This is a genomic window from Spirosoma aerolatum (assembly GCF_002056795.1).
GTDB classification, from domain to species: Bacteria; Bacteroidota; Bacteroidia; order Cytophagales; family Spirosomataceae; genus Spirosoma; species Spirosoma aerolatum.
Window position 1 is genome coordinate 4,646,438 of record NZ_CP020104.1, and the last position, 12,783, is coordinate 4,659,220.

20 protein-coding genes are annotated in these 12,783 nt (G+C 46.3%); 7 read left to right on the forward strand and 13 right to left on the reverse strand.

Going from position 1 to position 12,783, the window contains the following annotated elements:
- Window positions 1-132: 132 nt before the first annotated feature.
- From B5M13_RS19135 to B5M13_RS19160, 6 genes are all read right to left on the reverse strand, one after another.
- Window positions 133-942 carry a hypothetical protein gene (locus tag B5M13_RS19135; protein ID WP_080057189.1) on the reverse strand — a complete coding sequence of 270 codons (810 nt, stop codon included), beginning with the start codon at window positions 940-942 and terminating at the stop codon, window positions 133-135.
- Between the two features lie 63 nt (window positions 943-1,005).
- Window positions 1,006-1,482, reverse strand: coding sequence for a hypothetical protein (locus B5M13_RS19140; protein WP_080057190.1), 477 nt, complete (start codon window positions 1,480-1,482; stop codon window positions 1,006-1,008).
- Window positions 1,415-3,130, reverse strand: coding sequence for a hypothetical protein (locus B5M13_RS19145; RefSeq protein ID WP_080057191.1), 1,716 nt, complete (start codon window positions 3,128-3,130; stop codon window positions 1,415-1,417). Before B5M13_RS19145 ends, B5M13_RS19140 begins: the two co-directional genes overlap by 68 nt.
- A 196-nt stretch (window positions 3,131-3,326) precedes the next feature.
- On the reverse strand, window positions 3,327-3,950 hold the full coding sequence (locus tag B5M13_RS19150) for a hypothetical protein (protein ID WP_080057192.1): 624 nt from the start codon (window positions 3,948-3,950) through the stop codon (window positions 3,327-3,329).
- Window positions 3,951-4,047: 97 nt separating this feature from the next.
- Entirely contained in the window at window positions 4,048-5,397 is a 1,350-nt protein-coding gene (locus tag B5M13_RS19155; RefSeq protein WP_080057193.1) for a PBSX family phage terminase large subunit, read from the reverse strand.
- Entirely contained in the window at window positions 5,394-5,963 is a 570-nt protein-coding gene (locus B5M13_RS19160) for a terminase small subunit (RefSeq protein WP_080057194.1), read from the reverse strand. The genes B5M13_RS19155 and B5M13_RS19160 overlap by 4 nt, the downstream gene beginning before the upstream one ends.
- 244 nt (window positions 5,964-6,207) lie before the next feature.
- Here B5M13_RS19160 and B5M13_RS19165 point away from each other — a divergent pair, with 244 nt between their 5' ends.
- From B5M13_RS19165 to B5M13_RS19195, 7 genes are all read left to right on the forward strand, one after another.
- The gene (locus B5M13_RS19165) at window positions 6,208-6,471 is read left to right on the forward strand and encodes a hypothetical protein (protein ID WP_155297296.1); all 264 of its coding nucleotides are present in this window, start codon (window positions 6,208-6,210) and stop codon (window positions 6,469-6,471) included.
- Between the two features lie 2 nt (window positions 6,472-6,473).
- Window positions 6,474-6,968: a hypothetical protein gene (locus B5M13_RS19170; protein WP_080057196.1), complete on the forward strand. Its 495-nt coding sequence runs from the start codon at window positions 6,474-6,476 to the stop codon at window positions 6,966-6,968.
- Window positions 6,952-7,395: an IS200/IS605 family transposase gene (gene tnpA / locus B5M13_RS19175; RefSeq protein WP_080057197.1), complete on the forward strand. Its 444-nt coding sequence runs from the start codon at window positions 6,952-6,954 to the stop codon at window positions 7,393-7,395. Before B5M13_RS19170 ends, tnpA (B5M13_RS19175) begins: the two co-directional genes overlap by 17 nt.
- A 101-nt stretch (window positions 7,396-7,496) precedes the next feature.
- A complete protein-coding gene (locus B5M13_RS19180; RefSeq protein ID WP_155297297.1) occupies window positions 7,497-7,712 on the forward strand; it encodes a hypothetical protein in 216 nt (71 codons plus the stop codon).
- 139 nt (window positions 7,713-7,851) lie between these two features.
- Window positions 7,852-8,643 carry a DNA-methyltransferase gene (locus tag B5M13_RS19185; RefSeq protein ID WP_080057199.1) on the forward strand — a complete coding sequence of 264 codons (792 nt, stop codon included), beginning with the start codon at window positions 7,852-7,854 and terminating at the stop codon, window positions 8,641-8,643.
- Window positions 8,600-9,040, forward strand: a complete 441-nt coding sequence (gene tnpA / locus B5M13_RS19190) for an IS200/IS605 family transposase (RefSeq protein WP_080057200.1) — start codon at window positions 8,600-8,602, stop codon at window positions 9,038-9,040. The genes B5M13_RS19185 and tnpA (B5M13_RS19190) overlap by 44 nt, the downstream gene beginning before the upstream one ends.
- 12 nt (window positions 9,041-9,052) lie before the next feature.
- Complete coding sequence (locus B5M13_RS19195; protein ID WP_080057201.1) at window positions 9,053-9,256, forward strand: hypothetical protein; 204 nt, start codon at window positions 9,053-9,055, stop codon at window positions 9,254-9,256.
- Window positions 9,257-9,466: 210 nt separating this feature from the next.
- Here B5M13_RS19195 and B5M13_RS34215 read toward each other — a convergent pair whose 3' ends face one another.
- From B5M13_RS34215 to B5M13_RS19230, 7 genes are all read right to left on the reverse strand, one after another.
- The gene (locus B5M13_RS34215; RefSeq protein ID WP_080057202.1) at window positions 9,467-9,646 is read right to left on the reverse strand and encodes a hypothetical protein; all 180 of its coding nucleotides are present in this window, start codon (window positions 9,644-9,646) and stop codon (window positions 9,467-9,469) included.
- Window positions 9,643-9,867: a hypothetical protein gene (locus B5M13_RS19205; RefSeq protein ID WP_080057203.1), complete on the reverse strand. Its 225-nt coding sequence runs from the start codon at window positions 9,865-9,867 to the stop codon at window positions 9,643-9,645. Before B5M13_RS19205 ends, B5M13_RS34215 begins: the two co-directional genes overlap by 4 nt.
- Window positions 9,868-9,911: 44 nt before the next feature.
- A complete protein-coding gene (locus B5M13_RS34665) occupies window positions 9,912-10,139 on the reverse strand; it encodes a DUF551 domain-containing protein (protein ID WP_080057204.1) in 228 nt (75 codons plus the stop codon).
- Window positions 10,140-10,227: 88 nt separating this feature from the next.
- A complete protein-coding gene (locus B5M13_RS19215; RefSeq protein ID WP_080057205.1) occupies window positions 10,228-10,812 on the reverse strand; it encodes a hypothetical protein in 585 nt (194 codons plus the stop codon).
- Window positions 10,809-11,501: a PD-(D/E)XK nuclease-like domain-containing protein gene (locus B5M13_RS19220; RefSeq protein WP_170061155.1), complete on the reverse strand. Its 693-nt coding sequence runs from the start codon at window positions 11,499-11,501 to the stop codon at window positions 10,809-10,811. The genes B5M13_RS19215 and B5M13_RS19220 overlap by 4 nt, the downstream gene beginning before the upstream one ends.
- Before the next feature lie 287 nt (window positions 11,502-11,788).
- Window positions 11,789-12,463 (reverse strand): hypothetical protein, encoded by a 675-nt coding sequence (locus B5M13_RS19225; RefSeq protein WP_245859394.1) that lies wholly within the window; start codon window positions 12,461-12,463, stop codon window positions 11,789-11,791.
- A 55-nt stretch (window positions 12,464-12,518) separates the two neighbouring features.
- Window positions 12,519-12,758: a hypothetical protein gene (locus tag B5M13_RS19230; protein ID WP_080057207.1), complete on the reverse strand. Its 240-nt coding sequence runs from the start codon at window positions 12,756-12,758 to the stop codon at window positions 12,519-12,521.
- Window positions 12,759-12,783 lie beyond the last annotated feature (25 nt).

The window sequence follows — 12,783 nt, forward strand, 5'->3', positions numbered from 1 at the left end:
GTGAGGTTATGACGCTCACCCATGACAGCCCCTTTGCGCTGGGTTTGAAGTCGGTTAAACATTGGACTAAACGATAAAAAAAGCCTCCTCGTCCACCCCTTGGACACAAGCGAACCGCATTCGATGCGGGTACTATTTAATCATATACTGTACTTTGCGCTTTTGCACCTCCGCCGTAAATTCAGGCCCCGGCATAAACCCTTCCGCAATCAATTCGGCCCCGATCTCGTCAACATTCGTTGGAATGGCCTTATTGGTATTGGCTGGTTTCGGCGGCTTATTTGGGCCTTCAGGCGCTGGCTGTTCAACTTTTAAAAATGGTTTGAACTGGGTTTCCAGAAATTTAGCTGCTGCCATCGGTGCTCCCGTTGTTGTATCGATTACATCAATGAGTGCTCCGTTATCGGCCAGTTTCTGAAAGATAATATTACGGCCTTCAATCCGGTGCGGCAAACTCAGGGCGCGCATCACCAGCAATTCACGCTGCGACTCCAGCGATTCAGGTGATACATTAAGATTCAGGCCCCCAATCGCATTGACCAGCGAAATCTCAGCGATAGTCTGATCTTTCGACGTCAACTGCGTTTGGTAGTCGGTCTTGATCTTATCAACATCCGGATTAGCTTTAGCCTGATCGCGAAGCGTGGCGGCTGCACGCTTCAAGTAATCATACCATTTCTCATCCTTGTTTTGCTTGGGAATACCCGTCGAATCAAAAATATCCTGATCCGTACGTAGGCCGATTTCGGATACTTTATCGGCGATAACCTTCGAAACAATTGGACCTAAAAATGGGTCCTTTTCGGCCTGGGCCTTGTCAAACTGATACCCCTTATCGAAGACGTGGTAACCCAGCGACTGTAAATTCGACACCGCAGCATTGGGATCAAATGTGGGCGTTGGCGCAGGCGCTGGAGCCGGTGGTGTTTCAAGTTCTGGCATTAAGCTTTATGTTTTAGAATTAGCGTTATTTATTGCGAATTTATCAACAAAAACTATCTATTGTCACTTGTTTCGCAAATCTTCCGTGATTTTATAGCTAATCCCTAAATTTTCAAAGCCCGAACGACCTCGATCGTCTTTGGCATTGAGTTGATCGAATTTATCTGAATCGTAGTACTGCTTTTGCTTGTCGATCTTGATGGTTTCACCACTGACCGATGTTGTGCGCCACTGATCAACCCAAACCCCACCTCTTCCGGTGACTGGTTTAACTGTGGCTGTTGTTACTACTGGGGCCACTATATGTGCTTTGGCTGTTAATTCAGCATTTTGCTTTTCCAGCGCATCGAGTCGCTCCTGCATTTTGGCAAAGGCAGCCGGATCGATCGCGGGTGCCTGCTGTTGGGGGGGGATCGGATCAATTTCGGGTGCTGGCTCTGTTGGTGTAGTGGTTGGCGCTGGATTTTGGCCCTCAGTTGGCGCTACTGTTGGTTGCGGAACTGTTGGCTCCGGCGGGTTCTGGTTTCGTGTATTGGACATGACTGTATAGGTATTGTTTAAATTTATCAATGCGTGTTGGATACGGCAGGGCAGAGCCGAGCTCAGAGACGTCTGCCCCGTATTCGCGCTCCATCTCGCTGATGAGGTCTAAAAAATTGACTTTGACAGCCAGCTTTTCGCCATCAATCAGGCCCAGTGCGACAAGGCCCGTCAGCGAACTGATGGGCTGTTCGCGAAGTGGTTCCAGGTCCAGTAGTATCTGGGAGCGGGTCGCATCCCCGCCTGATCGGAGCCGAAAGGATTGGATGCGCTCAATTTTTTCCAGTAAGACCGTTTGTGGAGAACCAGCTGTTCGGGCCTTTGCCAAACTATCCCATAGCTCGGTTTCGGTTTGTAGGTAGAAGTCACTCCCGAAACTAAAACTCACTTTTACTCGCCCAACGCCATACCGCAGATCGGCTTTGGTTTGCAGCGAGTGGGTTCGGGCGGCTGACAGGTGGCGTGATAAGTACAACAGCACATTTTCCATGCTGGTAAAGGTGCCCGTTGCCTGCTTTTCATTAACGGCTTTATTCATCAGTACCGACTCACCACCTTTTCCAATCAGGTACTTGAGCAGTTCATCATAGAGCATCTGCCGATCTTCCTGATGAAATTTGAGTGTGTCGGTCGACGGCTCCACAATGCCAACAGGCGGCACTTTCAAGTCCCCGCCTGGTGGAATGCGCCAGAAATCACCCGGTGCTATAAATGAATTGCCGCCCGATGGCCGATCGGCTTCGCAAGCCCCCATAAAGCCAGCATCCGGCGTCCCGTCTGCGTTAGTCGGAACAGTGGGTGTTCTTGTTGGCAGGTCGTCCGCTGTTTCGGCTCCGTAGTAGATAGGAATAGCCCCGTAGAGCTTGAACATATCGTACAGCACGTGAATCAGGGCGTACCAATCCAGTGCAGACAGGATTTCGTCAATGATTGACGCAGAGGCAATCGGATGATTAAGAATGCGTTCATCCCAAAGCTTGCGAACCGGACAATACCCTAGATTATGGGCAAAAACAATCGGCTTGGCATAACCCGAATCCCCTTCGTTGCTTTTCACAAACACCCGGTAAGACTGATCGTCGATAACGACAGCCGAACCATCGGCGGCATGATAGGCAATACACTCAGCCGTCGAGTCGGGCTTTAGCTCCAGACTAATAACAGAATCCAGCGCGACCCGGAAGTGAATGGGCCGAGGCTTTCCAGTTCCCGGCGCCAAATCCTCAATAAGTAAATCTTCGTGGGATTCAAACAAAGCCGCAATCGCTTCATCGCGCCAGAAATCAGGCTCCTTGATTTCTTCCAGGTAGGCCAGAAAATCTGCTTCAACACCTTCAGGACCAACAATGGTCAGTTTAGGGTTGACGGCGTCGAACAGCTTCATGAAGGCGTCCTGGGCCTCGGCCAGCAGACGGGTTGTCGGTACTGGAAATGGAAAGATGGTATCGAATAAATCGCGCTTATCATCCACCAGGATCATGCCGAACACCCACCGCTTGAACGTTGGCCAGTAAGCCGATGCCGCTTTATCCCGAACCGATAGCCCGTGAAATCGCACCCGATTCTGCCAGCGTAAAGCCTCAGCTTTTTCGCTCAGATGTTTCGGATTCGTTAGCAGATTTAGGGCGTCGGCGTCGGAGAGAACCATTTACAAATTCAAAAGGGGATTTGTCTGGAAGCGAATAATCGCCAAACTTGTGCTGCGCTTCAATTTTCAGAATGTTTTCTGCCTTCTGAAGCGAATACGTCTTTTTACCCGATCGGGTCTTTAACTCAACTGTATCAGCCGCCATCGCGTAAACAGATATAACCCTGCATAGAATCTACTATGCAGGGTTGAGTGATTACTTCGGCAGAAGCGCTTTGATGTCGAACGAAGGCGTGTATAACGTAGCGTCAAAAGACCAACCATACGGTAATGACATGCTTACGTCATTCATGTTGTCCTTTTTTAAGCCATCGGAATACGTATCCGTAACCGTAATGTTTGTGGCATCAAATCCAGTACCATCCGAATTGGCAATGATTTGACCATAAACATTAATAAAAAAGACTTCAACCTTTGGCGCTGAGTCATTAGATGATTCTGCCGTATAGCTTGATAAAGCTTTCATGGCAGCGCTACTTTTGTTGCGGAACGTCCCGACCGGGCGAATAACATTACCGCCACCGATAGAACCTAATCCACCAATGGTACTATTGTCATTTTCCCCCTCAATTGTGATTTCCGACTTGGGAAATGTCCACCCAGAGAATGCAGGAGTTAATGTGATTTTACCATCATCCGTATCGGCTATCGCATCTGTCCAGTTGCTAGACGCCTTGATGGTGGTAGGTGTAAAAAGGGAGGAACCCTTGCGGTGTACAGCAAAAGCAATTACCTGATCCCAGCGAATAGGGCAATCGGTAGATGGGATTGTCGTCAATGCCGATGACTTCGGACAGACGAACGGATTAAACTGGCCCATGAAGAGTGTCTAATGCCGCCGGTCAGCCCCTTTGTCCGGTAATGGCGATAAGTGAAGATGTGGTAAAGATAAGCAAAAAATTAAATTCCAAACAGTTTTATCGGCCACTGCCGTAGCTTCGGTTTTGCGGCCGGTTAGGTCGGACTGGTGGAGGTGGTGTTGTATATAATTTCGTATCCACGTATCGAAAGGCGTCCATCAGGTGATTGTTTTTATCTTCTGGTTGGTCGGTCGGCTCCTTGTTGGCATCGAGTTGCCATCGGTACTCCTGATATTCATTTTCCAGGTCGTAACTATCATCGGTGTAATACACCTCTAGCCCCTGTAAATGACGAATACCGAACAAAACAGAGTCAGCACCTTTTACAGCTGGATGAATATTGAATCCATCTCGAATCAGATCATCATTTGACTTTGGCTCAGCACTATCTGGAACAATTACTTTTTTGCCGACACCAACGGCTTTCATGCGAGTAGCCAGTGATGCATTGCTAAGTCCAGGTTTGTAAATCAATTGCCGAATCCATCGCTTGTTATTATGGGCTTTTACCTCAATGAGCGCAACTGGATCGGTAGAATATCCATAATCCAGACCATAGGCCGATGGATAAGGAATTGAGTCAAAGTCTTTAGCTGGAAATGGTCTCCAGTTCTTATAGATACGCCCCTTTGCCCCTTCTGACACTAATCCTAGTACTGTCGTATAATACCAGTCCGGCCGTGATATCTGATAACTCTCCAGATTGGCAACGAACGTAGGGTTGAGGTTTCTAAGGTTATCCTTGTATGTGGAAAAGATAGACAGAAAGTTGGGTATCTGTTTAGGCGTTGCGTGATAATACCCTTCAACTATATCGCCCTGATGATCAATTAAACTGGCTTCCTGTAAATTATAATATTTCTTGATCAGCCAGTGATTCTTTCGGGGTGGGTTGAAAAGCCGAATAATCTGGATATTACCCTTTTTGGTTCGAAAGCTATCATCCAGCTTCATGAACTCATCTTCTTCAACCTCTTCGGCTTCCTCAATAATTACATGCGTAGCGCCAGCGAGTGATTTTAACTTAGCCGTCTGCTTGCCAGACTGTTTTTTAAATCCTTTCGACAAAATGCGATTACCTGTAACCAGGTCCGTAATGGACATGTGATGATCGTTAACCAGAAAGCGGCTCGTTCGGCTTTTGTAATCAATTCCTTTTTCATCCATCCGGTCCAGCATGTCCCGAAAAAGCGACTCACGAACATCGTTGAGCACTTCACGCATCAGATATCCACGAAAGTAATCGGGTTGCTGGATCAGGTACAAAAAGTAGTCCGTAGCGAAATGCGAGCCACCCCGACCACGGCCACCCCAGCAATCAATATACCGGGCCTGCGTTGTGAATACGGGTTTATACAGCCGATTAAAAGTAAAGCGTGACTCGAAAATAACTGGCGAATCCGTCATGACTTTTGACTATAGTCCTCGAAAACAACCCGATGCTGCGTAGGTATTGGCTTACCGCCCGTCGTATGATCGGTTCGCTGAATGACTTTGCCATGTAACTCCAACATCAGCCGATTTGCTGCCATTGAATCGTAAAGCTCGATTTCAGTCCAAACCTCTTCGGTTGAGCCGCTGTCATCGTAGCGGGTCGTTACTTTCTGCTTAATTTTTTTGATGAGGTGCATGTAGTCTTTAGCCTCCTCATGAGCTAGATTGATCGTGACCCGGCCCGATTCATTGATCTTCAGAAAGTGCGACATTGTGCCCCGCGCAAAGTCCGATATACGCTGCGTCGATTCGCCAACAGTCATGAAGTAGGCGCTCAGATAGGCATTAATGGCTCCTAAAATCTGAGGTTTTCTGAGGTTTTCATACCCCATTTCGTCATCAGAGTTTTCCGAATATCCCGCATCGCGTGCGGCTTTAGCTGCGTTTCTGGTTTTACAATACTCCTCTACAAACCGCCTTTGCTTATCCGTCAATCCATCGTACCAGGGCTTTTCAGTTTCATTGGACTGTTCATCCATATCCTTCTTTTAGAATTAGTGATCACTTACACAAACTTATCGATTTTATTGTCACTTTGGGGGAATGGGAGAAAAACCCTCAGCTTTAGCTGAACGCTTTAGCTTCACGTTTTAGAGTTTCACTACCGTTAAATCAATCATGCAAAAATATTTTCGATATAAGGTGAAAATTTTAACCTAAATACTTGTAGGGTTAAAATTTTCACCTTACCTTTGATGCATACTTAAACACAACAACAACAAAATGGCAATGCTCAAAGGTACAGTAACAGTAAATGGCAAAACATTCGGACTGAAAGCTCCCCTTGCTAATGATAGTAAACTGGTTTATAGCAATACAAAAGCTGCTATTCACGACAAGTTAGTTGCAATCATCCATCGCGAAACAGGATTGGTTCAGCCACAAATGGACCCTATCAATGACCCCTGGATGGAAGCATTTACGGAATACAATGAAAAGATTGCGCCCATTGCTGCTACTATAAAGTTCACCACAATCGAAGAATAGCCATGAAACTTGACTCATACCAAAAGAGATACGCAGACCGATTAGCTGACTTGCTGGTTTCCAATCCTGAATCGTTCCGCAAAATGGCGGAACGTTATCAAGATAAGCGGTACAATTTTACGCGACCTCATCAGCTTCGTGACTTCATTGAAGCTAACTATACCCTTGACGGTTTTGATCTTGAAGGACACTTGCCTGATACAACCGATAGCACCTATATTTTTCATGTTTTTGTTGAAGTATATGAGCGATTAGGGGACGCCAAAAAGCCTATTGCGGACCCTTCTTATGAGTGGATTACTCATCCTGCTATCAGCAAAAGCTATGTTGCTCAACAAATGGGTATGAGCCCTCAAACGTTTGATAAAAAGCTCAAAGAAATAGGCGCTAACAAATTCAGCATTGAGGAGATAGTCAAACTCGCTCAGGTTAGAGAGCAAATCATAGAGGGCTTGCGCCCTCAAACAGTCAAATTTGACGATGCTCCACTACCGTAAGACCTCGCATAGCACTTACGATATAAAGTACCATATCGTGTGGATTACGAAGTATCGCAAACAAGTAATGGTTGGTAAGGTCGCAGAGAATGTACGATCAATATTACGCGAAATCTGTAAACAGAACGAAGTTGAAATATTAGCAGGGCACGTTTCAAAAGATCATGTTCACCTGTTTGTATCAGTTCCGCCTTACATAAGTGTCTCTGATCTCGTACAATCCCTGAAAGGCAAAAGCTCACGTAAACTATTATCGACCGATAAGAACCTAGCCAAGCAGTTTTGGGGTCGGCATTTGTGGGCAAGAGGCTATTTCGCGGCATCGTCTGGTAACGTTACTGATGAGGTTGTAAAGCAGTATATCGATACTCAGGATTTACAGCAATCATCCGATGACAATTTTAAAATCGGCGAAGTAGTCCGGTAGAGTTAACTTTAGTAGGCTTTCAGCCTAAAAGGTGAATCTACCGGCTTTAGCCGGTCAGTCATTCAATTTGCAATGCGGGGAATGGAGACTTGTATTTACGTGTGTCGGGCCACTACATCAAACGTCGGGTCGGTGTTGGCTGGTCACTCACAACAGTCGATCAGCTCCCCCCTGACATCAACTGGAGTCCGCTGCACTATAAGCAGTTTGATACGATGGTGCCCTATCTGATTAAAGAGGGGCTACTCCCCGAAAATGTCGAGTTCACAGGGGAGCGGCCAGCGCCGAAATCGTCAGAAGAGCAGGTTACTCAGTAGCGTTTTAAAGCATACTGTTTTCTCATTGTCAGTTTTTGGGAGTGGGAGAGAAACCCCCGGCTTTAGGTGGAAACTTTAGTTAAATTATTAGGATATATTATTGATATTCAGTATTTTAACTGCTCAAATACACCTCGAAATGCTTCAAGTAAATTCGATATATCAAGGCGATTGTCTGGAATTAATGAAGGGTATTGCAGATAAAAGTATTGACATGATACTCTGCGATTTACCCTACGGAACCACTAAAAACAAGTGGGATACCATTATACCGTTTGAGCCTTTGTGGTCGCATTATGAGCGAATCATCAAGGATAATGGAGCAATGGTTTTTACGGCTGCTCAACCGTTCACAACTCAATTGATTAACAGTAATCTTAAGCTGTTCAAATACACGTTGACTTGGGAAAAGACCTTGCCAACTGGCTTTTTGAATGCGAAGAAGCAACCCCTTCGTTGTCACGAGGACATCGTTGTGTTTTATAAAAAACAGCCTGTGTACAATCCTCAGAAAACAAAAGTTGCGCGGAAAGACGTAGGCCGGGTTCGTAAAAATTCTGGAGCATGGGAGGGATATAATGAGTTTCGCCGAGATGATTGGCAGTGGAAAGAAAGTGGCACTCGCTATCCCACAAGCGTTGTTAAGATTTCCAACTGGAACGGGGCCCTGTTCGGCGATAACAGCAAAGCCACTCAGCATCCTACGCAAAAACCAGTACCCTTGTTCCGCTATTTCATTGAGACCTATACCAATCCAGGAATGATTGTATTGGACAACTGCGTAGGCAGTGGAACTACAGCCATTGCCTGTATCGAAACGGGGCGTGACTTTATCGTGATGGAGAAAGATGCAGGGCATTTTTCTAAAGCAAAACACCGAATTGAACATGCAACATTACAGAAAGACTTCACACTCGACCTACGATATTAAGTATCACATCGTATGGATTACGAAGTATCGAAAACAGGTGATGGTGGGCCAGGTCGCTGAAAATGTTCGTTCAATTCTTCGTGAAATCTGTAAACAGAATGAGGTTGAAATACTCGCTGGTCATGTAAGTAAAGACCACGTTCACCTGTTCGTATCGGTTCCACCTTACATAAGTGTATCGGATTTAGTGCAAGCCCTGAAAGGTAAATCATCACGCAAGCTCTTATCGACAGATAAGAACCTAGCGAAAATGTTTTGGGGTCGGCACCTGTGGGCAAGAGGCTATTTCGCGGCTTCATCGGGTAATGTGACGGACGAGGTGGTAAAACACTATATCGAAACGCAGGACTTACAAACTACTGGAACGGATAATTTTAAAATCGGCGAAAACCCATAATTCTTAACAACTATGACTCTCAAGGAAGCATTAGAAAATATTGGTAAACCTGTTTGGGTTCGATTCGATAATGGAATTGATTCCTGCACCTTAATTCGATTAGATCCTGATTTAGACGATACTGCGATAGTAAAAACTGACTTGGGCGGTCAAATTATAGGGGCTGTGGACTTAGATTTAATTTGGATTCGTCAACCAACTCGCAAAGGCTGGTAGACTCATCAAGTGCGCTTTATCGTATTTCGTGAATCTACCGGCTTTAGCCGGTCAGTCGTTCAATTGAGAAATAACTTCTGAAAAACAAGAAATTGCATTAACGTTCAAGGTCATTTTGCCTCCTCCCTCGGTAGTGAGTTCAATAAACATATCGATATAGATTAAGGTGTTGAAAGGCTTCAAATGTAATTATTTTCTATTGCCTTTCTCTTACTCCTCAAAGATCATCTTTACCAGCCCCAGCCCTACCCCAACCAGCCAGCCCAGCACAACGCGAACCGAAACAGACGGCTTCGAGTCGATCAGCTGACAGGTCAGTAGAATCAGGATGCAGACAGTGATGATGGTTAGCGAGTGAAAAGAAGAGGGAATCGGGTAGTGGTGGATCATGGCGCTTGAACAGCATGGATTACTGCCTTAAGTAGTTCTTCATTGCTAATGCTTTGAGGCATGGTAACAATATTCGCATCTAGTTCTTTTGGATTCCAGACGAATACGCATACTTTCCAGTTGGGCGCAAAATTGCGTAGCGTCCATTCAACTTGCTGCGCATGACTTACAAGCTCGTTCTGTAAGAGCTGTAGTCTGTGCTTACTTTCTTCCTCTTCCATTCTTTTTTCAGGTTTATCCGGCGTCCATCGGAGCGGGCGTGGTGTTAGTTGAAATCTGTGGGGAGCATAGGCTTAGGCAACTCCATCCAATGTGTTATTTCTTTGGCGTACATATATACATCCCCATAGCTATCCATAGGGCCTATTTCATCGCATCGAACAACAGAAGTAAATGCAACCGGCGCAATGGGTTCACGACGGGTAACACTAACGATAACTGTGCCACTGGTAGGTAGTGGCTGCTTTTTTATGTCAATCCAATATTCTTTCATCTTCTTAGTCCTGTTTAATGGTCAATTCGGCTTAAAACTACTCCCTGAAAATGTCGAGTTCACAGGGGAGCGGCTAGATCCGAAGACTTCAGAATAATTGAAGTTGAACAGGAACGGTCGGTTTGGCTTTTTCAATCGATAGGGGTCGTTCGATGAGTAGAGGTTGTGGGTTTTTCATTGTTTCCCACTGATTATAACCTATCCACTTATGATCAACTCGGTAAGCTGGGCCTTCAGCAACGAGCCGATGGTCAGCGGGTTTGCATCGCCAGTTGAATACGCTAGGCCAATGACGTGGATAAGATGGCCCAAATTTGTTTTGCCCTAAGTGAATGCCGCTCGAAAAGATAACCATGTAGATTTCAAGCCAGAATTCAGTATAGCCCCGCTGTTGCCACCAAGTATCAGGCTCAGCCTGTTCAAAGCCACTGATACTCATTGATCCGTGATTACCACAGATAGCACCGGGTAAACCCGGTACGCAAACCCAGCCTAACCAGGCAGCGTAGGGCTTTTGGCCTGGGTTGTACTTCATACCTTTGATGCAGGTAGCCATAGCCCCAAACTCAGGTGTTACGACAATCACCTCATCACCGGTTCGGTACTCATTCCCTAAAATGGTAATGGAAGTCGGTCCAGCTGGTGGAGCTGGTAGAGCCGGTTTCTTTTTCATACCCGTAACGTGCTGATAGGCTCCTGCTCAATCCGACTCCAGCTTGACGGCCTCCAGCCATCGGGTTTCTGGAGTTCCTGATACGCATCGCGTAACAGACGCGCGTTTTTGGCCCGTGCCTGATCAATAATCGCCCGACGATCAACTGAAAAGGCCATGTTAATTTCAAACACATCAAAAGGTTTGCGCTTCTGAATGGCTACGAAATAAAAGTTGTAGTCCGAGCCTACCGCGTCCAGATAAAACGCAGCCTGTCGGTCATAACCATACTCAATCATTCGGTTGAAAAAATGGTAAGACGACTCACAGGATGTTGTTTTCAAATCAATAACGACCTGTTTACCAAACCTTTCAAGCGGTGTTGCATAATGCGCGTCCAGTTTGGCTTTGAGCGGCAACCCAGTCGAAGTGTCCATCCATTGAACAACCTTTTCGCGTTGACCCATCGCAATCATGTCTCTGGCCAGGATCGAGGTTTTGCTTAAATCCCGAAAGGACTTTTCCATCTCAAGAAGTTTAGCGCGTTCAGTGACGTGATGCTGTGTCCAGTCGATTGGTTTTTCGGGTTCCAGAATCATGCTGTGAAACGTGGTTCCGAACCGGGCTGCTTTCTCGTCGATGCTTCGCGCAGGTTTACCCATGCGCAGGTTAAACAGTTCACACAAATCGCTGTGGGCGATTCGGTTCATTGTGCGATATTGATGGTCTGTCATCCCTTGATCTTTCTAACGTGTTCTGAACTATACGTTTTGACATTGCTTGTTCCGTCTTCGACGACGCGAACCTTACCGCTAGCAGTCCAGCCCTTGCAGACGCCTACGAAGTTGCGCTGATGAAAACCGCGACGATAGACTTCAACGCGCACCCGATCCCCGTCGGCTATTTCTGATTGAAGCGTGTTCATAAACCCAATAGGCTTGCCCAGCCGCCCGAAACTGACTCCAGGCGGCTGAGTGATGAGAGAAAAGAATCAGGATTAGTTAGCGACTTCGCCAGTTTGGCTGTCTACATCAGCAGGCGGTAGCTTTAACCCATAATCGCCAGCCGTACCGTTGTGAAACGGATTGTAGTAGTTCATCGCCGTTTTGATGTTGGCAATGTCGGTCAGGGTTTCCGTGCGGAATATCCGCCGATCAGCTGCGTAGGCTTTAAGTTCGGCTGTTTTCTCGGGATCGCCATTGCGATAGGAAAACGTAGCGATGTAATACACCCCTTTGGGCTGAATGTTGTTGTTTTCCTTTTTCTCAGCTACCACCGTTACCAGCACATCGGCCAGCGTCAGATCGTCGTAGTATAACGGCTCGATCAATCGGAATATATTATCAACCGAATACCCGTGGAAGAGAATCGCCGACACGCAGTTTTTTTCGTCCACAAAGAATATCTCGGCCCAGTTCTTGGTACCCATGTTGAGAATATTGTCGGTAAATATCCGCCAGGCAATGGGCTGAAACGTGATGGTTCGGCCTAGCTTCTCGTCGCCGTTGATGTTAAACACACCTTCTTTGGCGTCGAAGCGGTACTGACGGGGATGCCCTTCGAGATACTTGTACTTATCGACCAGTTTGCCCGTCAGGTCGTGGACTTTCTGATAGGGCTTGAGTAGCGGTTGCGCATCGGCTGGCACCAGCGCAGATTGTTCGTTCTTCATGATTGATTTTAGAATTAGTGTATTACTGAACTACTGATTTGAGGTAATCTAAAAACTATCGGTTGGCATTATAGCCGGGAGCGGGATCATGAACTTTCACAACCTCGGAGCGCACTACATCACTTTCGCCAATCCATAATCTTTTATCGGCTATAAGCTGTATTTGCATCTGGTACTCAACACCTGCAATGGTTATCTCACCAAAGGCGCACATAATCGTGTGGCCATCTTGATTGCCCTCTCTGGCATCCGCTACGCAATGTGAAAGGGTTTCTTCGAATGGAATTCCTGTCATGATTGATTTTAGAATTAGTGATAAC